Raw genomic sequence first — 24,852 nt, 5'->3', positions numbered from 1 at the left:
CAATGGCTTTGGGAGGAGAGATCAGCCCTTGGAGAATTCGGGATAGGCTTCCATCCCCAGTTCCGACTTGTCGAGACCGGCGTATTCGTCCTCCTGCGGCGTACGCAGGCCGAAGATCGCCTTGATGACCAGCCAGGCGACGGCCGAGGTCACGATCACGAAGATACCCACCACGACGATGGCCTTGAGCTGCTCGAAGAGCGAGGCGTCGCCATTGGTGAAGACCACGGCGATGGTGCCCCAGATCCCAGCGAAGAGGTGGACCGGGATGGCCCCCACGACGTCGTCGATCTTGAACTTGTCCAGAAGCGGCACGGTGAAGACCACGATCAGCCCGCCCACGGCACCGATCAGCGAGGCCGCGCCAAGCGACGGCGTCAGCGGCTCGGCGGTGACCGAAACCAGGCCCGCCAGCGCGCCGTTCAGCACCATGGTCAGATCGGCCTTCTTGTAGACGGCCGAGGTCAGGATCAGCGCGGCCAGCGCGCCGCCCACGGCGCCCGCATTGGTATTGGCCATCACGCGGCCCACGTCGGCGGCATCGCCGATCGACGAGAAGGCGAGCTGCGAGGCGCCGTTGAAGCCGAACCACCCCATCCACAGGATGAACGTGCCGAGGAAGGCGAGCGGCAGGTTCGAGCCCGGCATGGCGACGACCTTGCCGTCCTTGTATTTGCCAAGGCGCGGCCCCAGGATCAGCGCGCCGGTCAGCGCGGCCCAGCCACCGACCGAATGCACCACGGTCGAGCCGGCGAAATCGAGGAAACCGCCCGCATCGAGGAAGCCGCCGCCCCATTTCCACGAGGCCTGGATCGGGTAGATGAAGCCCGCGAGGATCACGGTGAACACCAGGAAGGGCAGAAGCTTCATCCGCTCGGCGATGGTGCCCGACACGATCGAGGCGGTGGTGGCGCAGAACATCACCTGGAAGAAGAAGTCCGACGAGGTCGACGCATAGTCATAGGCGTCGGTATCGGCGGCGGCGACGCCCACGGCTTCCAGACCTGCGGTGCCGAAGGTGCCGAAGATGCCCGAGATGATCCAGCCGTCACCCGGATACATGATCGAATAGCCGATCAGGTAATACATGAAGCAGGCGATGGCGAAGAGCGAGATGTTCTTGGTAAGCTGCATCGTGACGTTCTTGGAACGCACGAGGCCCGCCTCCAGCATGGCAAAGCCCGCGGCCATCCAGAACACCAGGATGCCCCCGAGCAGCATGATCAACGAGTTCAGGATGTAGTTCAGGTCGGTCGGAACGGCGGACGGGATCTCGACCGCAACCTCGACGACCTCCTCGGTCGCCTCCTGCGCCCAGGCGGGCAGGCTGGTGAAGGCCGCCGCAGCAAGCGCCCCCAGACCGGCAGGTTTCAGAAACTTGTTCATTTTCTTGGTATCCCCTTCCCTGGGTCGCTGTTCAGATGGCGTCATCGCCGATTTCGCCGGTGCGCACGCGCACGGCCTGTTCCACGTCGAGGACGAAAATCTTGCCGTCGCCGATCTTGTCGGTCTTCGCGGTCTTGGCGATGGTTTCGACCACGGCATCCGCCAGGGCATCCGGCACGACGATCTCAAGCCGGACCTTCGGCACGAAATTCACCGCATATTCGGCGCCACGGTAGATTTCGGTATGGCCGGACTGGCTGCCGAAACCCTTGATCTCGGTCACCATCATGCCGCGCACGCCGATCGTGGTCAGCGCCTCGCGGACTTCGTCAAGCTTGAACGGCTTGAGTGCTGCAATGATGAGTTTCACTCTCCATCCCCTTTTTTTGGCAGGGACCCTGGGAGCGGGCCCTTGCGCCGCAGAAAGCGGCTTTTCGCTTATGCAGCACAAGAAAACGGCGCTGCTCCCGCCAAGATTGAATGCAATAAGCCGTAAAAATAGGCTAACTCCGCGTGTTTAGACTAAATTATAATCACAATAGAGACTCGAATCGGCACGCCCCGGGACTTCGCTTTGCGGCAAAAGCGGGCTATCTTCCGGGCCGAGAAAAACACGCGGCAGAGCGGGCAGCACGAGATGGCGATACGGGGTGGAAACGGGGGGGCGAAGGCCCCGCTGGTGGCGGACAGGCGCTATCCGGCGCGCAGGGCGGGCGCATCCTCGTCCGGGGGCGCCGCGAAACCGCCGAAGAAACCCCGCCGGACCGCCAGGCCCGCGCGGCCGCGCCGCAAGCACGGCTTCATCCTCGGCTCGATCCTGTTCCTGTGGCGGATGATCTGGGCGGTGCTGTGGCGGGTGACGGCGGTCGGCGCGGCGATCTATGCCTGCATCGTCTTCTATTTCTATGCCCAACTGCCCGAGATGACCGCGCTTCTGGACGGGCGGGCGCGCGGCTCGGTCACGCTTCTGGACCGGCAGGGCCAGGTCTTCGCCTGGCGGGGCGAGACCTTCGGCGGCCAGCCCTCGGCCGGGAATGTCAGCAAATACCTCCATGACGCGGTAATCGCGACCGAGGACAAGCGCTTCTACTGGCATTTCGGCGTCAGCCCGCGCGGCATCGCCAGCGCGATCCGCATCAACCTATCGGAAGGGCGCGGCGCCTTCCAGGGCAACGGCGGCTCGACCATCACCCAGCAGGTGGCGAAGCTTCTGTGCCTCGGAGTCGTCTACGACCCGGCGCAATGGAAATCCGAGGCGGAATACGAGCGCGACTGCCGGGGCGGCGGCATCATGCGCAAGATCAAGGAAGTCCCCTACGCCATGGCGATGGAGGTGAAATATTCCAAGGAAGAGATCCTGACCATCTACATGAACCGCGCCTATCTGGGCGCGGGCGCGCGCGGCTTCGAGGCGGCGGCGCAGCGCTATTTCGGCAAGTCGGCCGCCAATGTGACCCCGGCCGAGGCGGCGATGCTCGCGGGGCTTTTGCAGGCGCCCTCGACGCTGGCGCCCACCGGCAATCTGGAACGCTCGCAGAACCGGGCCAATGTGGTGATCGGGCTGATGGAGGAGCAGGGCTACCTCAACGCGGCCGACGCCGCCGAGGCCCGCGCCAATCCCGCCCGCCCGACCGAGGCGGCGCGCCAGCGCTCGGGCGGGTTCTTCGCCGATTGGGTGATGGAGACCACGCCCGACTACCTTGCCCGCGACACGACCGAGGATGTGATCATCGAGACCACGCTGGACCAGCGCATGCAGAAACAGGCCGAGGAGGCGCTGGCCTGGATCTTCGAGAACAAGGTGCGCGAGGGATCCAAAGCCCAGGCCGCCATCGTGGTGATGAGCGCGGACGGCGCGGTGCGCGCCATGGTGGGCGGGCGCAACACGCCGCAGGCCGGGGATTTCAACCGCGCGACCCAGGCGCTGCGCCAGACCGGATCGGCGTTCAAGCCCTTCATCTATGCCGTGGCGATGGACATGGGCTACAGCCCGCTCGACTATGTCAGCGATGAGCCGTGGTCGATCTACGTTCCCGGTTCGGGCGAATATACGCCGCGCAATTACGACAACAGGTTCAAGGGGATGATCACCCTGACCCAGGCCCTGGCCGAAAGCCGCAACATCCCGGCGGTCAAGATCCAGGAACTGGTCGGCCGCGACCGCGTGCGCGAGGTGGCGACCGCCTTCGGCGTGGCGCAGAACCTGGCCACGGGGCCCGCGCTTGCCCTTGGCGCCAGCGAATCGACGCTGATCGAGATGACGGCGGCCTATGCCGGGATCCTGAACGGCGGCTCCTCGGTCACGCCCTACGGGTTGATGGCGCTGAAGCTGAAGGACGAGGCCGAGCCTTTGTTCGGCCGCGGCGGCGGCATCGGCGAGCGGGTGATCTCGGAAACCGCCGCCCATGCGCTGATCTACATGATGACCGAAGTGATCAACTCCGGCACCGGCGGGCGCGCCCGCCTGCCCGACCGCGAGGCGGCCGGAAAGACCGGCACCACCAATTCGGCGCGCGACGCCTGGTTCGTGGGCTTCACCGCCGATTACGTCGTCGGGGTCTGGATGGGCTATGACGACAACTCGCCCCTGAACGACGTGACCGGCGGCGGCCTGCCCGCCGACATCTGGCGCGAGGTGATGGTGCGCATCAACGAGGGCCAGCCCGTGCGCGACCTTCCCAAGGAGATCCCGCCAAGCGCCTTCACCGGCGCGGGCGGCGGTTATGACGGGCCGGTCCAGCCCGAGGATGTGCCCTGGTTCAACGACCCCTCGGCGCCGGTCTATGACGGCGGCTCGTCGGGACCGCCGCCCGCGGGCACCAATCTGGGCCCGGTGGGGACCGACGATCTGGCCGAACAGATCCTGCGCGAGCTTCTGGGGAACTGAAGGCGTGCGCGAGCATCGGCAGGAGGCGAGGGCCCGTCGCCCGCGCCTCCCCCCAGGTCCCTTAAAGCACCGCCGCGATGGCGCGGGCCAGCACCGGCACGGTGCGCGCATTCAGCCCGGCGATGTTGATGCGCGAATCACCCACCATATAGACCGCGTGATCCTCGCGCAGCCGCACCACCTGCGCCTCGGTCAGGCCGAGGCGGCTGAACATGCCGCGATGGTCGGCGACAAAGTCGAAACGGTCCGAATTGGTGGCCTTGCGCAGTTCTTCGGCCAGTTGGCGGCGCAGGTTCAGCATGTTCAGCCGCACCTCTTCCAGCTCGGCCTGCCAGTCGGCCCGCAGAGCGGCGTCCTCAAGGATCATGGTCACCAGCCGCGCACCATGATCGGGCGGGAAGGAGTAGTTCTGGCGGTTGAGGAAATTGAGGTTCCCCTGCACCACCGCCTTGCGCTCGGGCGTGCCGAGCGCGATCAGGATGCCGGTCCGCTCGCGGTAGATGCCGAAGTTCTTCGAGCAGGAGGCCGCGATCAGCGCCTCGGGGAAGGCCGCCGCCACCTTGCGCGTGGCCTCGGCATCGGCCTCCAGCCCGTCGCCGAAGCCCTGATAGGCCAGATCGACCAGCGGCACCGCGCCCCGGGCCCTGAGAACCGCGATCACCTCGTCCCATTGGGCGGGCGACAGGTTGGCGCCGGTCGGATTGTGGCAGCAGCCGTGCAGCAGGACGACATCGCCCTCGGGCACGTTGTTCAGATCCTCGATCAGCCCGGCGAAATCGATGCCGCTGGTCGCCACGTCGAAATAACGGTATTCGGCAAGCGGCATCCCCAGATATTTCACGATCGAGGGATGGTTGGGCCAGGTCGGGTTCGACAGCCAGATCTTCGCGCCCGGCCGCGCCAGACGGATCAGCTCCAGCGCCTGACGGATCGCGCCGGTGCCGCCCGGGGTGGCGATCGCCGCCGCGCGCGCGGAATGGCCCTCGCCCAGGATAAGCCCGGTCAGCGCCGCCGCATAGGCGGGCTCACCTGCAAGGCCGGTATAGGTCTTGGTGGTCTCGGTCTCCCACAGCTTCTTCTCGGCGGCCTTCACCGCCCGCATCACCGGCGTCAGGCCGGTCGCGTCCTTGTAGACGCCGACGCCCAGGTCGATCTTCTCGGCCCGGTCGTCCTCGCGGAACATGGCGATGAGTTGCAGGATCTTGTCCTGCGGCTGGGGGTTCAGCGCCTCGAGCATCTCGCTTCCTTTCAAGGCATGGGCAGGTCGGAAATCCTGCGGATCAGGGCCGGGCGGGGCCGGTTTCGACCGGCAGATCCTCATACATGCCCCATTCGGCCCAGGAGCCGTCGTAAAGCGACCAGTCGCGATGGCCGATCCGTTCCAGCGCAAGCGACAGCACCGCCGCCGTCACGCCCGAGCCGCAGCTTGTGATCGCGGGTTTCGACAGGTCCACCCCGGCGCCCTCGAACACCCGGCGCAGCGCGGCGGGATCGCGCATCGTGCCATCGGGCTTGAGGACCGCGCCGAAGGGCACGTTGCGCGCCCCCGGAATATGGCCCGAGCGCAGGCCAGGCCGCGGCTCGGACGCCTCGCCGGTGAAACGCGCGGGCGAACGGGCGTCGATCACCACCGCCTGGCCAAGCTTGGCCGCATGCGAGACCTGGGTCACGTCGCGCAGCAGGTGGTTCTGCCGCGTCACCGTCATGTGGCGGTCGCGGATCACCGGGGGCAGGTCCTCGACCTCGCGCCCCTCGGCCTGCCATTTCGGGAAACCGCCGTCCAGCACCGCGACATCGGTCTTGCCCATCAGCCGGAACAGCCACCAGACCCGCGCCGCCGAGAAGATCCCCGATCCGTCATAGATCACCACCTGATGGCCGTCGCCCACGCCCATGGCGCGCAGCCGCGCCATGAACTTCTCGACCGGCGGCGCCATATGCGGCAGGTCGGAGCGGTGGTCGGAAATCTCGTCGATGTCGAAGAACCGCGCGCCGGGAATATGGGCGGCCTCATATTCCGCGCGGGCGTCGCGCGGCGTGCCGGGCATATACCAGCTTGCATCCAGAATGCGCAGGTCCGGGTCCTTGAGGTGGTGCCCCAGCCATTCGGTCGAGACCAGCGTCCTGGGATCATCGGCGGGGGAAGGCGACAGGGACATGGCGGCCTCATGGAAAACCTGCGGGTTCGCCCTGTCCTATTCCCGCCCGCGCCGGGGTTCAAGCCTTGGCGCGGAGGACGGCGGCATGGCGGGTCCGTGCGCCACGTCGCCGGGATCGGCCGACCGGGCCCCGGTCGGCCGATCCCGTCATCTTACTTGACCAGCGCCTTCTTGATCACGCCGACGATGGCGACCAGCGCACCGCCGCCCACGCCGCCGCCCAGAACGCTCTGGACGATCGAACCGATGTCGAGGCCCGAGGCCGCAGCCGCCGCCTCGCCTGCGCCCGCGCCGCCCAGAAGGCCCAGAAGCTGGCCGCCGCCCACGCCGCCCAAGAGGCCGACGACGGTGTTGAGCAGCGTGCCGAGGTTGAGATTCTTCAGCCCCTTGCCCGCGGCGTTGCCGCCGACGGCACCCGCGATAAGCTGGATGATGAGTTCCATGTCATGCCCTTCCTAATGACCCGGCGTCCTGCCGGATCCGATCACCCTCAAGTCGTGGCATATGGCTTACGCTTTGGGCAGGGGGAATGCTGCACCATCCTTCCCCCAGGCGCAAATCCTGTGTTCACTTCTGAACAAATCCCCGGATCGGCGTTGCCCAAACGCCCTGTTCAGACGCCCTGCTTGAGCAGCCGGGCCTTCTGGCGGTCCCAGTCGCGCTTGGCGCTGGTCTCGCGCTTGTCGGCCAGCTTCTTGCCCTTGGCGATGCCGATCTTCAGCTTCACCATGCCGCGCGCGTTGAAATACATCCGCACCGGCACCAGCGTCATGCCCTCGCGCGCGGTGGCCGACCACAGGCGCGACAACTCGCGCTTCGAGACCAGCAGCTTGCGGCGGCGGCGTTCCTCATGCCCCCAGATCCCGGCCTGGAAATAGGGCGCGATATAGGAGTTGATCAGCCAAAGCTCTCCGCCCTCGACCGAGGCGTAGCTTTCGGCGATGTTCGAGCCGCCCTGGCGCAGGCTCTTGACCTCGGAACCGGCCAGAATGATGCCGACCTCCAGATCCTCTTCGATATGGTAATCGAAGCGGGCGCGCCGGTTCTCGGCGATCAGTTTGGAGTTGGGGTCGGATTTCTGCACCATGATCCCCGTCAGATAGGGGTTCGGCCCATGACACGCAAGCGGGCGCGCAAGCAGGCAGGGGGGAGGGTCAGCGCCGCGCCAGCCCGAAAAGCCCCGCCAGGACCACCAGCGCCGATCCGGCCAGCACCGCGGCATCGGGCCGCTCGCCCAGGAAGACCACCGCAAGCGCGATGGCGAAGACCAGCCGCGTATAGCGGAACGGCGTCACCGCGCCGATCGCGCCGGTGCGCATGGCGGCGGTCAGCGCGTGATATGCCAGCAGGCCAAAGCCGGTGCAGCCCGCGACAAGCGCCCAGCCCCCTGGGGTGGGCCAGGTCGCGCCCCCGGTGACCGCAAGCACGATCACCCCGGCCAGGCCCAGCATGGCAAAGCCCAATGTGCCGAGCTGGCGGTTCGACAGCACCTTCGGCGCCGCCCTTGTCGCCAGGTCGCGGCCCGCGAAGCCGATCATCCCGGCCACCGCCAGCAGCGACAGCACCGAAAAGCCCTCGACCCCCGGGCGCAGGATGATCAGCACACCAGCGAGCCCCGCCAGCACCGCGATCCAGCGGCGCGGCCCCACCCTTTCGCCGAAGAACAGCGCGGCCCCCGCCACCACCATCAAAGGCGCGGCCTGAAGGATCGCCGAAGTGGTCGACAGCGGCGTCAGCGCCACGGCGAGCGCGTAGAACAGCCACCTCGAACCCCGACCGCAACAGCAGGCGCGGCATCAGATAGGCGCGGGGAAACATCGTCTCTTGCCGCCGCCACGACATGGCGGCGAAGACCGCCACGCCGCAAAGCCCCATGACCAGCATGACCTGGCCCACCGGCATCTGCCGCGCCGCCAGCTTGAGAAAGACGTCCTCGACGGCGAATCCCGCCATCGAGAGCGTCATCAGAAGCGCGCCCTTCAGATCCGGCGAAAGCGGAGCGCGGCTCTCAGCCGATAAGACCGGCATGAACCATCGCCGCGCGTATCTTCGCCTTGGTGGGCTCGGTCAGCCCGACAAGGGGCAACCGGACCTCCTCGTCGCAGCGGCCCAGCAGCGAAAGGCCGTATTTCGCGCCGACCAGCCCCGGCTCGATGAAAATCGCCTCATGCAGCGGCATCAGCCGGTCCTGGTAGTCCAGCGCGGCGGCGTAATCGCCCGCGCGCGTGGCGGCCTGGAACTCGGCGCACAGCTTCGGCGCGACATTGGCGGTGACCGAGATGCAGCCCACCCCGCCATGGGCGTTGAAGCCGAGCGCGGTGGCATCCTCGCCCGAAAGCTGGATGAAATCCGCCCCGCAGGTGGCGCGCTGCTGGCTGACGCGCTCGATCCTGCCGGTGGCGTCCTTGACGCCGATGATGCGCGGCAGTTTCGCCAGTTCGCCCATGGTCTCGGGCGTCATGTCGACGACCGAGCGGCCGGGAATGTTGTAGATGATGATCGGCAATTCGCAGCAATCGTGCAGCGCGGTGAAATGCGCGATCAGCCCGGCCTGGGTCGGCTTGTTGTAATAGGGCGTCACCACCAGCGCGACCGAGGCGCCCACGCTTTCGGCATGACGGATCAGGCGGATGCCCTCGACCGTGTTGTTCGAGCCCGCGCCCGCGATCACCGGCACCCGGCCCGCGGCGAATTTCACCACCGCTTCGACCACGGTCTCGTGCTCTTCATGGCTCAGCGTGGGGCTCTCGCCCGTGGTGCCCACCGGCACCAGCCCGGTCGAGCCCTGCTCGATCTGCCAATCGACAAGTTTCTTGAGCGTCTCCAAATCCAGAGCGCCGTTCTTGAACGGCGTTACCAGTGCGGGGATGGACCCGTGGATCATGGCACGCTCTCCTCATTTCGGGGCGCATGTGGCGCCCGGTGCAGACGCGCCCTCCATATCCCCGGGCGCTGGCCTTGCCAAGCACCCGCGCGAAGGTCCGCCGCTACAGTCTGTCTGGGGGAAATGTCGGGATTTCTGGTCGGAGCGAGAGGATTCGAACCTCCGACCCCCTGCTCCCGAAGCAGGTGCGCTACCAGGCTGCGCTACGCTCCGACCGTGGGCGGGGCTTAGCGCCCGCGCCGGGGTTTTGCAAGGGGGATCGGGCAGCGGGTTGCGGATTTCGCCTGGGGAAAGCCCAGGCCCGATCTTCCGGCCCCCATGCGCCGGATCAGGGACGGCGGTCGGACCGGCGGGGCCAGAGCCCGCGCAGCACCTGCCCGGTGTCGAGGCGCGAGCGCGTGGCCAGGACGGGCTGGTTGTCCGAGACCTCGGGCTGGCCCTCGCGCTGCACGATGTAAAGGCCCGAGGCGACGATCACCGCCGTTCCCACCGCCGTCCAGCGGTCGATCCCCTCGCCGAAGAACAGCCAGCCGTAGAAAACTGCCCAGATCATCTGCGAATACTGCATCGGCGCCACGACCGCCGCCGGGGCCGCGCGATAGGCCGCGATGACCAGCATGCCCGCCAGGATCGACAAAAGCGCGACCACCGCCATCCGGCCCATGTCCGCGACCGGCATCGGCGTGTAGAAGAAGGGCATCAGCAGCCCCATGCCCAGAACCTGAAGCATCATCGGGTAAAGGATCAGGACGACCGTGCGCTCCCTGGAACCGATCCGGCGCACGATGATGCTGGTGGTCGCGCCGCAGACCGCCGAGGCCAGCGCGGCGGCATGGCCGAGCGACAGCGCCTCGCCCCCGCCCGGACGCAGGACGACGAGCACGCCGAGAAGCCCCAACCCCACCGCGAGCCCGCGCCTGAGCCCGACCCTCTCGCCCAGGACCGGAATCGCCAGCACGGTGATCAGCAGGGGCGTGGCGAACAGGATCGCATAGGTCTGCGGCATCGGCAGGCGGGTGAAGGCGATGAAGGCGAAGACGCTCGACCCGACCGCCGCCACCGCGCGCACCGCCGACCACCAGGGATGGCGTGGGATCAGCGTTCCGTCGGTGCGGTCGCGCATCAGCATCATGGTGATCAGCGGAAAGCCGAACAGCCCGGTGAAGAAGACGATCTGGAACGAGCTGTAGCTTGCGCCCAGCAGTTTCACCACGACGTCATGGGTCGAATAGACGCCGAACGCCGCCAGGGCCAGAATCGCGCCTCGAAGACCGGAAGACATCGCACGACCCACCTTTCGACGCCGGGCCGGGGCGGCCTCGGGGCAGGCGCATGCGGCACCCGCCTGTCCGAATCTCTAGCCGCGAAGGGGCGCGTCCCGCAAGCGGTCTTGCGGGGGCCGGAATCGCCGGAACTCAGAGCCCTGCGTCGAGCGCGGCGAGGATCGCATCCCCCATCTCGGCGGTCGAGATCGGGGTGCCGCCCTCGGGGCCCAACAGGTCGGCGGTGCGCTTGCCCTCGGCCAGCACCTTCTCGACCGCCTTTTCGACGCGGGTGGCCTCGTCGCCCAGGTCGAAGCTGTAGCGCAGCGCCATGGCAAAGCTCAGGATGCAGGCGATCGGATTGGCCTTGCCCTGACCGGCGATATCGGGGGCCGAGCCATGGACCGGCTCATACATCGCCTTGGGGCGACCGTTGGCCATAGGCGCACCAAGGCTGGCCGAGGGCAGCATGCCGAGCGAGCCGGTCAGCATCGCCGCCAGATCGGACAGCAGGTCGCCGAACAGGTTGTCGGTCACGATGACGTCGAACTGCTTGGGCCAGCGGGTCAACTGCATCGCGCCCGCATCGGCATACATATGCGACAGCGCCACATCCGGGTAATCGCGGTCATGCACTTCCTGCACCACGTCGCGCCACAGGATACCCGATTCCATCACATTGGCCTTCTCCATCGAGCAGACCTTGTTCGAGCGCCGCCGCGCCAGCTCGAATGCCGATTTCGCGACGCGGGCGATCTCGGATTCGGTGTAACGCTGGGTGTTGATACCCACGCGCTCATTGCCTTCCTTGAAGATGCCGCGCGGCTCTCCGAAATAGACGCCGCTGGTCAGTTCGCGCACGATCATGATGTCGAGGCCCGCCACCACATCGCGCTTGAGCGAGGAGAAATCGGCCAGCGCATCGAAACATTGCGCCGGGCGCAGGTTCGAGAAGAGGTCCATCTCCTTGCGCAGGCGCAGAAGACCGCGCTCGGGCTTCACGCTGAAATCCAGCTTGTCGTATTTCGGGCCGCCCACGGCCCCCAGCAGCACCGCATCCACCTCTTGCGCCTTGGCCATGGTGGCATCGGTCAGGGGCGTGCCATGCGCGTCATAGGCGCAACCGCCGACCAGATCCTCGGTCACGTCGAAGGTGATGCCACGCTTCGCGCCGATCCATCCGATGATCTTCTTCACCTCGGCCATGACTTCGGGACCGATACCATCGCCGGCGAGGATCAGGAGTGAGGGATTGGCCATGGCGCGCTCCGTCTGAAAGTGATGGGGAAGTATCGCGCGCGTGCTAACCCAAGCCCGGGGCGGGATCAAGGTCGGCCGGTTTCCGGCGCCGCCCGATCAGGGCGCGACCAGGTCGACCCAGACCGGGAAATGGCGCGAGGCGGCCTGAAGGTCGCGCCAGAGCGGATCGGCCCCTGCAGAGGTTTCGGCGGGGCTTTGGACAGGGCTTTCGGCGGGCCACAGGACGCCCGCGCCCACCACCTCCAGCCCGGCGCCCGGCACCACCAGATCCACCCGCAGCCCCCCGGTGGCGACAAAAACCGCCGTGTCCAGCGCCGGATCGCCGCGATGCCCGGGCTCGGTCCGACCTTGGCTGCCGCGCGGGCGCACATCGTTCAGCGCCGGATGGGCGAGAAGCGCGCGGATCGCATCCGGCAGGCCGTCGCCATCCTCGGGGTCCATGTTGCTGTCGGCCAGCATCACGAAGGGCGGCTCGGGCGGCGGCATCGGCAGAAGGCCGTCGAACAGCGCCAGCCAGAAGGCGGCCTCGTCATGGTTGCGCCGCGCGTTCCGCCCCTCGGCCCCGCCGAAGACCGGCGGCGTCGCATGCCAGGCCAGAAGCCGCAGCCGCCCGCCATCGGGCAGGATCAGCGGCACCTCCCAGTGGCCGGTGGTGGCCAGGCGCTGGATCCGGCGCACCTCATCCGTCATGCCGTCATGCAAGAGCGCACCGGGCAGATCGGCCCAGAGGAACCCCGAGAAATCCCGCACCGCCGCCTCGTCCACGGCCAGGCGCGACAGGATCGCCATCGCGCCCTGCCCCGAGAAACGACCCCAGCCCTGCGCATCCCCGGGCCCGCCCAGCCTGCCGTCGAGATCGAGGTCGAGCCCGGTCTGCATTCCGGTATTGGGCCGCAGCGCGAAGACATGGGGGTAAGGGGCGATCACCTCGCCCAGGCGGTCGGCGAACAGCCGGGCCGCGACCCGGTCGTGGTCATGGTCGAAGCCGGTCAGCAAGATCACATCGGCATCCAGGACGGCGAGCACCCGCAGCGCGGCCTCGATCTGCGGATCGCCGCCCTTCGCGATATCACGGGCCAGAAGGCCGGGACCGGCGCGGTCCATCTCGACATTCCAGTTCGCCAGCCGGATCACCTCGGCCGTGGCCATGCCGCCCAAGGCGAGCAGCCAGCACAGCGCAAGGGTCAGGCATGCGCCAGCCCGGGCCGCGCACCGGCCTGGGATTCGCGCTTGGAGCGGATCATGTCGGCGATCCGGCGCATGGCGATGCCACGCATCAGAAGGCTTGCGGGAATGAAGGCCCATGCGGCCACCGTCCAGACCTTGGTTTGCGGCGAGTTCAGCGTGAACGGCTCAAGCCCCATCGAGCCGATGCCGATCACGGCCGGGATCAGGAATGGCAGCAAAAAGCCTAAGGAAATGTTAATCCTCGCGTCGCGCTCCAGCCGCTCGATCACATCGCCGCCCGCCGTGGGCTCGAAGGTCGGCAGGTTCACCCAGACGTTGAAGGCCTGATGGCGTGCGGGCCAGCCGCTGAGCTTCATGATCAGCATGAAGAACACCAGCGACAAAACCGAGAGCAGATAGGCGGTCCCCGCCGCGCTGCGCACCGAGATCATCTCGGCCGCGCCCGCATCCCCCGCCATCATCACCGTGGCCAGCCTGACCGGCGAATAGGGAAAGTCCAGCGCCGCGCCGATCAGATAGCCGATGGCCTCGAACAGGCGCCCGAAGGGCGTGGGCGCGCCCCCGGCCGCCTCCATCACCGACAGGGTGAAGACGATGATGTAAAGCGTCAGATAGCGGATGCGGTTGAAGGGGGCGGCGTCGCGGAACTCGACCAGGCTGGGATAGGTGGCGTTGTATTCGGCAAAGGTCAGGGCGCCTGCGAAAAGCGCGACCAGAGCCACCATCTGCTTGGTGTCGGCCCCCACGCCCGGCAGAATCGCCGAGGGCGTGGCGACAAGAAACATCACCAGAAAGGCGCGCACCAGCGCACCGGCCAGCCGGGAAACCACTGCCTTCACATCCTCAACCTGGACGGTCACGATACGATGCCGTGACCTTGTTCCAACGAGCCCGCGCACATTGTGGCGGATTGCCTCAATCTTGCCCAATTTGTGCCTTCTTTCGCTTCCCGTCGCAACCGCTCGCGAAAGGGAAACCCATTCCTGTGGCGGAATAGGGGCAAAGGTGTTGCAGGATTGAAGCATGCAGGGGATGAATCCATGGCCCGGATGCAGCCCGGACCGGACAGGCCACAAGATCTTGTATATCAAGGCCTTCGCCCCAATAGGCAAGACTGGCGCATCGGCCTTGGCCTTGCGCGCCCGTCTGATCGGGGTCGGATATGGCGGTTGCGCGGGCCTCAGGCCCAGGGACGGGTCACCGCCAGCCGGTTTTCGAAACTGTCGATCGCGCCCGCATTCTCCATCGTCAGGCCGATGTCGTCGAGCCCGTTCAGAAGGCAATGCCTCTTGAAGGCATCGACCTCGAAGGGAAAGCTGCGGCCGTCCGAGGCGGTGACGGTCTGGCTTTCCAGATCGACGGTGATGCGGGCGTTCGCGCCCTTCTCGGCATCGGCCATCAGATATTCGACCTGATCGGCGGGCAGGCGGATCGGCAGGATGCCGTTCTTGAAGCAGTTGTTGAAGAAGATATCGGCGAAAGAGGTCGAGATCACGCAGCGGATGCCGAAATCCAGGAGAGCCCAGGGCGCATGTTCGCGCGACGAGCCACAACCGAAATTGTCACCCGCGACGATGATCTGGGCCGCGCGATAGGCGGGTTTGTTCAGGACGAAATCGGGGATCTCCTCGCCCTCGGGGGTATAGCGCATCTCGTCGAACAGATTCTTGCCAAGGCCCGAACGCTTGATCGTCTTCAGGAACTGTTTGGGAATGATCATATCGGTGTCGATATTGACCAGCGGCATCGGCGCCGCAATCCCGGTGATCGTGGTGAATTTGTCCATGTCTGATGCCTAGGGAAGTTTCTTGAGCCCGACGCCGAGCGCGATCAGCGCGGCGCCGACGGAAATCAGTTCGACCGCGAACAGCGTGCCCAGAAGCACCGGCGTCGCGGAGGGCAGGAAGAAGATGGCGTAAAGCCCGAGCAGCGCCGAAAGCACCCCGGTCAGAAGCAGCGCCCAGAACAGCCGCGTGCCCTTCAGGCCGAATGCGGCGACCACCCGCCCGATGCCCGAGGCGAGGAACAGGATCCCCGCCGCCAGCGTCAGCGAAACCAGCCCCGCCAGCGGATTGGCCAGGATCCACACACCCAGCACCAGTTGCAGGCCGGACAGAAGCCCGATCCAGCCCCGGCTGGGCAGGGTCTTGTCCGAGAAGGCCGCGAACAGCCCGAGCGCGCCGCTGACCACGAAGGCCACGCCCGCGAAGACCGTGACCGCCAGCGAGGCGGGCAGCGGGAAGACCAGCGCGGCAACGCCGCCCAACAGGGCGAGGACGCCCGCGATTATGCTGATGGTCGAGGATTTCATCTTTTTCTCCTGCGGACGGCGTGGGGCCGGATCCCGCATGCCATTCTGCCAGTGTCAGACGGTTTCCGCCATCATCTCGCGCACATCGGTCAGATGGCCGGTGACCGCCGCCGCCGCCGCCATGGCGGGGCTCATCAAATGGGTGCGCCCGCCGCGGCCCTGGCGGCCCTCGAAATTGCGGTTCGATGTGGCAGCGCAACGCTCGCCCGGGTTCAACTGGTCGGGGTTCATGGCAAGGCACATCGAGCAGCCCGCCAGCCGCCATTCGAAACCGGCATCGATGAAGATCTGGGCCAGCCCCTCTTCCTCGGCCTGCGCCCGCACCAGACCCGAGCCCGGCACCACCATGCCGCGCACGCCCGGCGCGATCCTGCGGCCCTTCAGGATGGCGGCGGCGGCGCGCAGATCCTCGATCCGGCCATTGGTGCACGAGCCGATGAAGACCGCGTCGATGCCGATCTCCGACAGTTTCATGCCGGGCTTCAACCCCATGTAGTCGAGGCTGCGCTGCGCCGCCTCGACCTTGCCGCCCTGGAATTCCGAGGGCGAGGGCACGGTGCCGGTGATCGGCAGCACGTCCTCGGGCGAGGTGCCCCAGGTCACCACGGGGGCGATATCCTCGCCCCGGATGGTCACGACCTTGTCGAAATGCGCGCCCTCATCGGTGAAAAGCGATTTCCAGTAGGTGAGCGCGGCCTCCCAGGCGGCGCCCTTCGGTGCATGGGGGCGCCCGCGGCAATAGGCGAAGGTGGTCTCGTCGGGCGCGATCAGGCCCGCGCGCGCGCCGCCCTCGATCGCCATGTTGCAGACCGTCATCCGGCCTTCCATCGACAGTTCGCGGATGGCCTGACCGCAATATTCGATGACATAGCCGGTGCCGCCCGCCGTGCCGGTCACGCCGATCACCGAAAGCGTGATGTCCTTGGCCGTGACTCCGGGGCGCAACGAGCCGGTGATCTCGACCTTCATGTTCTTCGACTTCTTCTGGATCAGCGTCTGGGTGGCCAGAACATGCTCCACCTCGGAGGTGCCGATACCATGCGCCAACGCGCCGAAGGCGCCATGGGTCGCGGTATGGCTGTCGCCGCAGACCACGGTCATCCCCGGCAGGGTCCAGCCCTGCTCGGGCCCGACGATATGGACGATGCCCTGGCGGATGTCGCTGACCGGATAGTAGTTGATGCCGAAATCGCGCGCGTTCCTGTCCAGCGCCTCGACCTGGATGCGGCTTTCCTCATTGTCGATATGGCTGTCGCGGCCTTCGGTGGTGGGCACGTTGTGGTCGGGCACCGCGATGGTCTTTTGCGGCGCATGGACCTTGCGGCCCGCCATGCGCAGCCCCTCGAAGGCCTGGGGGCTGGTCACCTCATGCACCAGGTGACGGTCGATATAAAGCAGGCAGGTTCCGTCTTCGGAGGTATGGACGACATGGTCGTCCCAGATCTTGTCGTAGAGCGTTCTCGGAGCGGTCATGGCTCTCACCCTTGGGCATGGCTTTGATGATGGGTTCTCTTGGCTCGCGGCATCCGGCAGCGCGCATGAGCGGCGCGCCCCGCCGCGTCAAAGACGCGCGAGAATGTTGCGGGTCGCACCGAAGAACCGGGCGGGAAGCCGGGCATGGTCGGTGATGTTGAAATAGATGAACCCTCGCATGGGGCGATATCTAGACCCGAATCCCCCTTGAGGCAAGGGCGCAGCTTGGCCCGCACCCTTGCCCCGGGCCGCGAAATCCCCTATCCGCGCCCTCCTGCGTTGAGTTGGCGGCCCGCCGGTGCTAATCTTGGCGCCGAAACACTCGGACCGGGGCGCCGCCCGCAGCGGCGCGTTGCTGGAGGACCCAAGTCCTGTCTCACTCTGATCCTTCGACCGGGCTTCCGGTCGCCACGCGCGAGGGACGCCCCGCGCCCACGGATTTCACCCCCGAACAGATCCTTGCCGCCGTCCTTGGCTCGGTCGATGACGACAAGGCCGAGGATATCGTGCAGATCGACCTGCGCGGGCGCTCGGACGTGGCCGATTACATGGTGATCTGCTCGGGCCGGTCCTCGCGCCAGGTCGCCGCCATCGCGGAAAAGCTGGCCGACCGGCTGAAACAGGGCTTCGGCGTCAGCGCCAAGATGGAAGGCCGCGAAACCGGCGACTGGGTGCTGATCGACACCGGCGACGTGATCGTCCATGTCTTCCGCCCCGAAGTGCGCGAGTTCTACCAGCTTGAAAAGATGTGGCTTCCGGCGGGCCAGGTTTCCGGCGCCCGCACCATCGCCGCGCCCGAGGCCTGATCCGGCCCGGGCCTGCGAAAGGGCTAGGGGATGCGCATCCATATCTGTGCCGTGGGTCGGCTGCGCGCGGGCCCCGAGCGGGTTCTGAGCGACGATTACCTCGACCGGCTGGGCAAGCAGGGCCGCACGCTTGGCCTTGGCCCCGCGCGCGAGCACGAGGTCGAGGACCGCAAGAATCTTTGCATGGAGGCCGAGGCCGCGCTCCTGGCCCGCGCCATCCCGCAGGGCGCGCTGGTCTGCACGCTGGATGAGCGCGGGCAGATGCTGTCCTCGCCCGAATTCGCCGCGCTGCTGGCGAAATGGCGCGATGCCGGGCGACAGGACCTGGCCTTCCTGATCGGCGGCGCGGACGGGCTTTCGCCCGGCCTGCGGGCCCGCGCCGATGCCTCGATCAGTTTCGGGCCCATGGTCTGGCCGCATATGCTGGTGCGGGTGATGCTGGCCGAACAGCTTTACCGCGCCGCGACGATCCTTGCGGGCGGGCCCTATCACCGGGCCTGACCGCCTCTGGCCCGAGTCGCCCCGCCCGGATCGCGACTCAGCCCTTCAGCTCGGCGGTGATGCGGATCGGCCCGGTCGTGCCGCGCAGCTTGGCGCGGTAGATCACCAGCCCCTCGACCACCCGCATCACATAGGTCCGGGTCTCGGCGAAGGGGATGGTCTCGACCCAGTCCACCACATCGACATCCGCCCGGCGCGGATCGCCGAATTCGGTGATCCAGCGGCGCGGGCGACCGGGGCCCGCATTGTAGCCCGAGGCCACCAGCGCGATCGAGGGGCCGAATTCCTCGACCATCTTCGCCAGATAGGCCGCGCCGACCTGCACGTTGAAGCCCGGATCGCTGAACAGCTTTCCGGCCGAGTAATCAAGGCCAAGTTCCCGCGCCATCAACTCGGCAGTGCCTGGCAGCACCTGCATCAGCCCGCGCGCATCGGCCTGCGACCGCGCCAGCGGGTCGAATTCGCTTTCGCGCCGCGCGATCGCCAGCGCCAGTGCCCGGCTGACCTTCAGCCCCTCGGGCACCAGATCGGGGGTGGGGAAATAGGCGGCGGGCAGGATCACCCCGCGTTCGGCCGCGGCCTTGGCGATCAGCACGGCGATATTCGGCTCGTTCAGTTCCAGCGCCATATCGGCAAGCTGCGCCAGTTCGGCGCCATCGAGGCTTTCGGCCAGATGCAGCAGGAAACGCCGCGCCTGCCCCTTGTCCCCGGCGGCGAGCAAAAGCCGCGCCGCCTCCAGCACCGAGGATCCCGCGAAACCCGCGCCGCGCCAATGCGGCGGGCGCGTGGTGTCGAGCAGTTCGGAGCTGAGCGGCAGGTCCAGCCGCTCGGCCGCCAGAAGACCGTAATAGGCGGTCTGGTGGCGGGCGGCGGCCAGGTAGAAGGCCTCGGCCTCGGACTGGCGGCCCCGCGCCTCGGCGGCGCGGCCCTGCCAATACTCCCCGCGCGAGACGCTGATCGGGGTCGAGACCCCGGCCCTGAGCCGCGCGAAATGCGTCACCGCCAGATCGGGCCGGTCCAGATGCCGAAGCGCGAGGAACCCGGCCAGAAACTCCAGATCGGCAAAGGCCGCGCCGCTTGAAAGCCCATGCGCGGCGGCCAGGCGATAGGCCTCGTCCCCGCGGCCCTGGCGCATCAGCCAGCGCGAAAGCAGCGCCCGGCGCGGCGCCCATTCGGCGGGGCGGCCCAGCGAATCGGCGGGCAACGACAGGATCAGTTCGGCGGCGCTGTCGTAAAGATCGCGCCGCATCCGCCAGATGAACCGCTCATAGGCAAGGCCGGGATCCGCGCGCAGACCCTCGGGCACCGCCGCGACCAACTGGTCGACACCGGCCTGATCGGCGCGAAGCGCCATCCGTGCCCGCGCCAGGGCCTGCTGCCCCTCGGACAGCCGGGGAAGCATCCGCATCGCCTCGACCCGCCGCCCGGCCCAGAGCAGGTTTTCCAGCCGAAGCTGATCGACCGAGGCCACCGCCTCAGGCATCATCGCCAGCAGGACCTGTTCCTCCTCGACCGTCAGCACCTGTTCGGCCCAGGCCCGCATCGCCACCGTCTCGGCCAGATCGCGCTCTCCGCGCGCCAGCGCCGCGCGCACCAGCGCGATCGAACCCTCGGCCGTGCGCGGCAGGTCGGCGCCGAACCAGCCGATCACGCGAGCGGGCGTCTCGGACCGGGCCACCGCCGCCTCGCCCTTCTGGCGCAGAAGCGCCAGGCCCGGCCAATCGGCGCGGCGGGCGAGGAAATCCTCGTAATCGCCAAGCCGCCCCTCGCCCTCGCGCAGCATCGACCACAGCACGAAATCGCGCCCCACCCCCGAAGGCGCGACCGCGAGCGCGGCCTCCCATTGGCGGGTCGGGATCAGTTGCAGCGCGGTCTTCATCGCCTGCACCTCATCGGCGCGGGCGGAAACCGGCAGCAGCAACAGCGGCAGCAGAAGGAAAAGGCGCAGAAGTCGGATCATGGCGCCAAACTGCCCGAGCCCCGGCGCCGCGACAAGCAACGATCCCGTCAACAGGGCCCGGGCCGGTGGCGCAGGCCAATCGGGGGGTTGAGAAATCCGCCGGGCGGGAGGATTCTGGCGCCGTCCGGTCCCTGCACCGGACGGGTTCGGGCAAAGGTGGCATATGGGTGATCGGTCGGAAGATGGCGTGGAAAGCGGGCTTTCGCAAGCGATCCGCCTTGCGCTTTCGTCGGACGGCGGGCCTGCGGAGAAGATCCTGGCCTGCCAGGCGGCGCTGCGCGATCACCCCGCGGGCGAAGGCGAGGGCGCGCTGCTCGCGCTTGTCCTGAACACCCTGGGCGAGGAATTGCTGCACGACCGGATCTCCCGGCAGGACACCGCCTTCCGGCTCAAGACGCTGATGCGGCAGCTCACCGGGCGCGAGCCCCTGCGGCTGACGGGCGAGGCGGCGGCGATGGATGTGCTGCTGGCCCGTGCACTTGGCGCGATGTCGAAACGGGCCGCGCGCGGCATCTTCGACGGGGCGCATTACCTTGCCCGCTATCCCGACATCGCGGCGGCGCGGGTGGATCCGCTGGCGCATTTCATCGCCGGCGGCGGGGCCGAGGGGCGCTATCCCGCCGATCTGGCGCAGGTCCTGCCGGGCGCGATGCGCAACCTGCCGCGGGATCTGGCCGCGCTCGGCCAGGCCGATCCCGCCTATCCCGAGACCCTTTCGCCCGCATTGCGCGACGAGGCGATGGCGGTCCTGCACCGGGCCCGGCCCCGGGTCAGCGTGATCCTTCCCAGCTACAACCGCGCGCGCCTGCTGCCCCATGCGGTGCTGTCGGCACTTTTGCAATCCTGGCCCGCGCATGAGGTGCTGGTGGTCGACGACGGATCGACCGACGGCTCTGCCGATCTGCTGGAGGCCCGCTTCGCCGCGCCGATCGAAACCGGCCAGTTGCGGGTGATCCGGTCGCAGAACCGGGGCGTCTCGGCGGCGCGCAACCTGGGCCTCGCAGCGGCCAGCGGCGATGTGATCGCCTATCTCGACAGCGACAACAGATGGGAGCCCGACCACCTGCTTTACGCCCTGTCCGGGCTGATCTCGGGCGGGGCGGATTGCGCCTATACGGCGGTGGCGCGCCACGACCTTGAAGGCGGGTGGAGCGACATTCTCTTCCGCCCCTTCGACGCGCAGGCGCTGCGCGAAGAGAATTTCATCGACCTCAACGGCTTCGTGCATCGCCGCGGCCTGCACGACCGCCTCGGCGGCTTCGACGAGGCGCTGACCCGGCTGGTCGACTGGGATCTGGTGCTGCGCTATACCGCCGCCGCCCCCCCGGTGGCGGTGCCGGTGATCACCACGATCTATGCCCTGGCCGAGCGCGGGATCGGCAACCTGTCCTTCACCGTGGGGCTGGAGCCCAATCTGGCGCGCATCCGGCAAAAGCACGGGATCGGCTGATCCCGCACCCCCCCCCCGAGCCGCCCCCGGCCGCTCAGATCTCGGCGATATCGACGCTGTGCGAGCCGGTATGGTCGCCATCCAGCCGCAGCGAGCCGGTGACCGGCGCCACATCGCCATAGTCGCGGCCATAGCCCACCACGATGTGATCGGCATCGACGCGACAGGCGTTGGTCGCGTCATATTCGATCCAGCCGGTCTCGCGCCCGGCCCAGGCCCGCACCCAGGCATGCATCGCATCCGCGCCTTGCAGCCGGGGCTTTCCGGGCGGCGGCAGGGTGCGCAGATAGCCCGCGACATAGCCCGCCGGAATGCCAAGGCTGCGCAGCCCCGCGATCATGATCTGGGCGAAGTCCTGGCAGACCCCCTTGCGGCCCGCGAAGGCCTCGGCGATCGGGGTGTCGACCTCGGTCGCGGTCGCGTCGAAGCGGATCTCTTCATGCAGGGCGCGGCCCAGCCGCTCGACCGTCTCGCGCAGGGTGGGGGCGCCCCTCGCCGCCTCTGCCGCGAAGGCGGAAATCTCGGCCACCACCGGGATCCGGGGCGAGACCGGCAGGAAGTGATGCGGGCTGTCGCCGGAAATGTCGCCCACGCCGGAAAGCTCGGCCGCCAGAAGCCCCGGCGAGGGCGAGATGTCGAGGACCGCGCCCATGGGAATACGCTCGACCTGCGCGGTCATCACCACCCCGAATTCGGTAAGGCCGGCGGGCAGCACCAGTTCGATCACCTCGGTCCCGAAGAAATCGGTGAAGCGATGCTCCTCCAGCGGCGGGGGCGAGACGGCGACGCGCGCGGCGCGCAGTTCCTGCCGACCCGGCAGATGCGCCGGGGTCACGCGCAGAAGCTGGCGGCCCGCGCCCGCCGGGCGGTCGAAACTGTAGTTCACCTCAAGGCGCAGCCCGTAAAGCATCAGTGGAAATAGGCCCCCGTGATCAGATCCGACAGGGCCAGGATCTGGGCGCGCAGGTCCCAGATCGCGTCGGAGCCCAGCGTCTCGGGCGCCTCGGTCGCCAGGGTGACCTGAAGCCGCATCGCCGCGCGCATCAGGGTCGAGGGGTTGCCCCCCTCATAGGCGCCGGGCAGGCGCGAGATCTGGTCGCGCAGCCCGTCGATCTGATGGCGGAGCGAGCGCGGATTGGCCTCGTCCAGCCCCAGAAGGTCGATCACAGTCTCACGCGTGGTGGAAACCGCAAAGCGGCGGCGATGGGTCATCACGCTGTCGCCCAGTTCCACCGCGATATCCAGCGCGCCCTCGGGCATGTCGGGATCCGCGAGAATGGCGAGCATCGCCGACATGCCCATGGCACGCTCGTGCAGCCGCCCCAGCGTCAGGAACCGCCAGCCCAGGAAGCGATACATGTTCTCATGCACCAGGCCCGAAATGCCGGCCAGCTTGCGCAGCAGCGCCGAAAGCGCGCGGGCGGCATCGTCGCCGGGGGCCACGCGGGTCTCCATGCGCCGCGCGGTCTTGTCGATGTCGACCAGCGCCGACCAGGCATCGGGCGAGAAGCGGTCGCGCACCCGCCCCGCCGTGGCGATGGCGGCGGAAAGCGTCTCAAGAAGCCCCGGGGGGATCCCGCGATCGGCAGTGATGCCGTTGAATTCCAGCAGCGGCTCGATCGCGGCCAGCAGCGGGCGGGCCGAGGCGCCGGTCTCGGCCATGCGCATGTTGCACGCGCGCAAGAGCCGGACCGTCGCCTCGGTGCGCTCGACATAGCGGCCCAGCCAGAACAGGTTGTCCGCTGCCCGCGCGGGCAGCGCCCCGGGCGAGACCCGCCGGTAGGGCCCCAGGCCGCCGCCGGTCAGCGAAACCTCGGCCACCGGGCCCTTGTCGCTGACCACCCAGACATCGGCGGTGGATCCGCCGCGCTGCATCGCGATGGCCGCCGGATCGGGCGAGGCGCCGATCCGCGCGAAGCCCCCGGGCATCACCTGCCAGCGCCCGTTCACCCGGGCCAGGAAAACCCGCAGCGCCATCGGGCGCGGCATCAGCCGCCCCTCGATCAGCGTGGGCGTGGTGGAAAGCCGCACCACCTCTTGCGCGACCAGCGCCGCGCCGTCCCTGGCCAGCCGCGCGGCCAGTTCATCGGGCGGCAGGTTGGCGGCCAGGCCCAATTCGCCCTGATGCTCGAAGGGCGCCCCGGTCGCCAGCGCCCGCGACAGCATCAGGTTCGAGGGACTCGCCTGAACCACGCCCCGCTCGGCCGCGCCCCCCAGCCACCAGGTCGCGATATTGGGCAGGGCCAGCGGCTGCCCCAGCAAAAGCCGCGACAACCGGGGCAGGAAGGCCATCAGCGCCCGCGTCTCCAGCACGCCCGAGCCCAGCGAGTTGATCATCGTCACCCCGCCCGCCCGCAGCGCGGAAACCATGCCTGGCGTGCCGATACGCGATCCGGGATCAAGCTCCACCGGATCGGCATAGGTGGAATCGAGCCTGCGCCAGATCACCTCGGCCGGGCGCGGCCCCGAGACGGTGCGCACATGGACACGTCCGCCCAGGACGGTCAGATCCTCGCCCTGAACCAGCGTGAAACCCAGATAGCGCGCGATATAGGCATGTTCGAAATAGGTCTCGTTCATCGGACCGGGCGAGAGGATCACCACCCGGCCCTCGCTGTCCTCGCCCGGGCGCAGCAGCGCGTTGCGGAAATCGCGGAAGAAACCCGCCAGCCGGTGGATATTGCCCCCGGCATAAAGGTCCGAGAAGGCGCGCGAGGTCGCCACCCGGTTTTCCAGCGCATAGCCCGCGCCCGAGGGCGCCTGGGTGCGGTCGGCCAGCACCCACCATTTGCCGTCCGGCCCGCGCCCGATCTCGAAGGCGAGGAAATGCAGGAAATGGCCCGAGCGCGGCCGCACCCCCACCATGGGCCGCAGCCATTCGCCATTGCCCGCCAGCAGTTCGGGGGGCAGATGGGCGTCGGCGACCATGCGGTTCGGGCCGTAAAGATCGGCCATCAGGGCTTCCAGCAGTTCGGCGCGCTGGATCAACCCCGGCGTCAGCGCATCCCAATCGGCCTGATCGACCAGCACCGGCACCGGCGACAGCGGCCAGGGCCGCTCATCCGACCGGCCCGCGCCATATTGGCGATAGAACACCCCGGAATCGCGCAGATATTGCTCGGCCCGGGCGCGGCGCAGCTCGATCTCTTGCGGCAGCGCCGAGGCCAGCGCGCGCGCCAGCGGCCGCCACAGCGGCCGGACCAGCCCGTCGGGACCGATCATTTCGTCGGGCACGCCGGGCTGGCACGCGTAATCGCGCGGCGCCGTCACCTCGGAAAGCCGTTCCCTGTCGCCGTCCATCTTGCCTTCCCCACCACAGGCGGGC

21 protein-coding genes, 1 tRNA gene and 1 pseudogene are annotated in these 24,852 nt (G+C 68.0%); 4 read left to right on the top strand and 19 right to left on the bottom strand.

The annotated features are described in order from the left end of the window. Positions 1-21 precede the first annotated feature (21 nt). Together ABNX41_RS02650 and ABNX41_RS02645 are read right to left on the bottom strand one after the other, a co-directional pair. Positions 22-1,386: an ammonium transporter family protein gene (locus ABNX41_RS02650; protein WP_438668160.1), complete on the bottom strand. Its 1,365-nt coding sequence runs from the start codon at positions 1,384-1,386 to the stop codon at positions 22-24. A gap of 31 nt (positions 1,387-1,417) precedes the next feature. Beyond that, positions 1,418-1,756 carry a P-II family nitrogen regulator gene (locus tag ABNX41_RS02645; RefSeq protein WP_438668159.1) on the bottom strand — a complete coding sequence of 113 codons (339 nt, stop codon included), beginning with the start codon at positions 1,754-1,756 and terminating at the stop codon, positions 1,418-1,420. A gap of 267 nt (positions 1,757-2,023) precedes the next feature. Here ABNX41_RS02645 and ABNX41_RS02640 point away from each other — a divergent pair, with 267 nt between their 5' ends. Next, entirely contained in the window at positions 2,024-4,273 is a 2,250-nt protein-coding gene (locus ABNX41_RS02640; protein WP_438668158.1) for a transglycosylase domain-containing protein, read from the top strand. A 61-nt stretch (positions 4,274-4,334) separates the two neighbouring features. Here the strand turns inward: ABNX41_RS02640 and ABNX41_RS02635 are convergent, their stop codons facing one another. The 14 genes and pseudogenes from ABNX41_RS02635 to leuC form a co-directional block, all read right to left on the bottom strand. Then, the gene (locus tag ABNX41_RS02635; RefSeq protein ID WP_438668157.1) at positions 4,335-5,510 is read right to left on the bottom strand and encodes an amino acid aminotransferase; all 1,176 of its coding nucleotides are present in this window, start codon (positions 5,508-5,510) and stop codon (positions 4,335-4,337) included. A 43-nt stretch (positions 5,511-5,553) separates the two neighbouring features. Continuing rightward, positions 5,554-6,432 carry a 3-mercaptopyruvate sulfurtransferase gene (sseA, locus tag ABNX41_RS02630; protein WP_438668156.1) on the bottom strand — a complete coding sequence of 293 codons (879 nt, stop codon included), beginning with the start codon at positions 6,430-6,432 and terminating at the stop codon, positions 5,554-5,556. Between the two features lie 152 nt (positions 6,433-6,584). Beyond that, positions 6,585-6,875, bottom strand: coding sequence for a hypothetical protein (locus ABNX41_RS02625; protein ID WP_438668155.1), 291 nt, complete (start codon positions 6,873-6,875; stop codon positions 6,585-6,587). 170 nt (positions 6,876-7,045) lie between these two features. Beyond that, positions 7,046-7,519, bottom strand: coding sequence for an SsrA-binding protein SmpB (gene smpB, locus ABNX41_RS02620; protein WP_438668154.1), 474 nt, complete (start codon positions 7,517-7,519; stop codon positions 7,046-7,048). Between the two features lie 67 nt (positions 7,520-7,586). Beyond that, a pseudogene (locus ABNX41_RS02615) lies at positions 7,587-8,385 on the bottom strand (DMT family transporter). Positions 8,386-8,440: 55 nt separating this feature from the next. Continuing rightward, positions 8,441-9,316, bottom strand: coding sequence for a 4-hydroxy-tetrahydrodipicolinate synthase (gene dapA / locus ABNX41_RS02610; RefSeq protein ID WP_438668153.1), 876 nt, complete (start codon positions 9,314-9,316; stop codon positions 8,441-8,443). Between the two features lie 136 nt (positions 9,317-9,452). Further along, positions 9,453-9,529: transfer RNA gene (locus ABNX41_RS02605), tRNA-Pro, on the bottom strand. 115 nt (positions 9,530-9,644) lie between these two features. Continuing rightward, positions 9,645-10,598, bottom strand: a complete 954-nt coding sequence (locus ABNX41_RS02600) for a DMT family transporter (protein ID WP_438668152.1) — start codon at positions 10,596-10,598, stop codon at positions 9,645-9,647. A gap of 133 nt (positions 10,599-10,731) precedes the next feature. Then, on the bottom strand, positions 10,732-11,838 hold the full coding sequence (leuB, locus tag ABNX41_RS02595; RefSeq protein ID WP_438668151.1) for a 3-isopropylmalate dehydrogenase: 1,107 nt from the start codon (positions 11,836-11,838) through the stop codon (positions 10,732-10,734). 96 nt (positions 11,839-11,934) lie between these two features. Continuing rightward, a complete protein-coding gene (locus tag ABNX41_RS02590) occupies positions 11,935-12,987 on the bottom strand; it encodes an endonuclease/exonuclease/phosphatase family protein (RefSeq protein WP_438668150.1) in 1,053 nt (350 codons plus the stop codon). A 35-nt stretch (positions 12,988-13,022) separates the two neighbouring features. Next, on the bottom strand, positions 13,023-13,886 hold the full coding sequence (locus ABNX41_RS02585; RefSeq protein WP_438668149.1) for a hypothetical protein: 864 nt from the start codon (positions 13,884-13,886) through the stop codon (positions 13,023-13,025). Positions 13,887-14,206: 320 nt separating this feature from the next. Then, complete coding sequence (gene leuD, locus ABNX41_RS02580) at positions 14,207-14,812, bottom strand: 3-isopropylmalate dehydratase small subunit (RefSeq protein ID WP_438668148.1); 606 nt, start codon at positions 14,810-14,812, stop codon at positions 14,207-14,209. A gap of 9 nt (positions 14,813-14,821) precedes the next feature. Next, the gene (locus ABNX41_RS02575; RefSeq protein ID WP_438668147.1) at positions 14,822-15,337 is read right to left on the bottom strand and encodes an HdeD family acid-resistance protein; all 516 of its coding nucleotides are present in this window, start codon (positions 15,335-15,337) and stop codon (positions 14,822-14,824) included. A gap of 54 nt (positions 15,338-15,391) precedes the next feature. Next, positions 15,392-16,810 (bottom strand): 3-isopropylmalate dehydratase large subunit, encoded by a 1,419-nt coding sequence (gene leuC, locus ABNX41_RS02570; RefSeq protein WP_438668146.1) that lies wholly within the window; start codon positions 16,808-16,810, stop codon positions 15,392-15,394. Positions 16,811-17,265: 455 nt separating this feature from the next. On the opposite strand from leuC, the gene rsfS reads away from it, so the two are divergent. Continuing rightward, complete coding sequence (gene rsfS / locus ABNX41_RS02565) at positions 17,266-17,616, top strand: ribosome silencing factor (protein WP_438668244.1); 351 nt, start codon at positions 17,266-17,268, stop codon at positions 17,614-17,616. 30 nt (positions 17,617-17,646) lie between these two features. Beyond that, positions 17,647-18,117, top strand: a complete 471-nt coding sequence (rlmH, locus tag ABNX41_RS02560; RefSeq protein ID WP_438668145.1) for a 23S rRNA (pseudouridine(1915)-N(3))-methyltransferase RlmH — start codon at positions 17,647-17,649, stop codon at positions 18,115-18,117. Between the two features lie 37 nt (positions 18,118-18,154). Here the strand turns inward: rlmH and ABNX41_RS02555 are convergent, their stop codons facing one another. Continuing rightward, positions 18,155-20,077: a transglycosylase SLT domain-containing protein gene (locus ABNX41_RS02555; protein WP_438668144.1), complete on the bottom strand. Its 1,923-nt coding sequence runs from the start codon at positions 20,075-20,077 to the stop codon at positions 18,155-18,157. Positions 20,078-20,240: 163 nt separating this feature from the next. Between ABNX41_RS02555 and ABNX41_RS02550 the strand changes: the two genes are divergently transcribed. Continuing rightward, complete coding sequence (locus ABNX41_RS02550) at positions 20,241-21,527, top strand: glycosyltransferase family 2 protein (protein WP_438668143.1); 1,287 nt, start codon at positions 20,241-20,243, stop codon at positions 21,525-21,527. Between the two features lie 34 nt (positions 21,528-21,561). On the opposite strand, the gene ABNX41_RS02545 is transcribed toward ABNX41_RS02550, so the two are convergent. Together ABNX41_RS02545 and ABNX41_RS02540 are read right to left on the bottom strand one after the other, a co-directional pair. Then, positions 21,562-22,437 carry a transglutaminase family protein gene (locus ABNX41_RS02545; protein ID WP_438668142.1) on the bottom strand — a complete coding sequence of 292 codons (876 nt, stop codon included), beginning with the start codon at positions 22,435-22,437 and terminating at the stop codon, positions 21,562-21,564. Then, positions 22,437-24,827, bottom strand: a complete 2,391-nt coding sequence (locus ABNX41_RS02540) for a circularly permuted type 2 ATP-grasp protein (RefSeq protein WP_438668141.1) — start codon at positions 24,825-24,827, stop codon at positions 22,437-22,439. Before ABNX41_RS02540 ends, ABNX41_RS02545 begins: the two co-directional genes overlap by 1 nt. Positions 24,828-24,852 lie beyond the last annotated feature (25 nt).

The sequence above is a fragment of the Pseudogemmobacter sonorensis genome, assembly GCF_042762395.1.
Lineage (GTDB): Bacteria > Pseudomonadota > Alphaproteobacteria > Rhodobacterales > Rhodobacteraceae > Pseudogemmobacter > Pseudogemmobacter sonorensis.
Note: the sequence above shows the minus strand (reverse complement) of the source record. Positions and strands in the feature narration are given on the sequence as shown.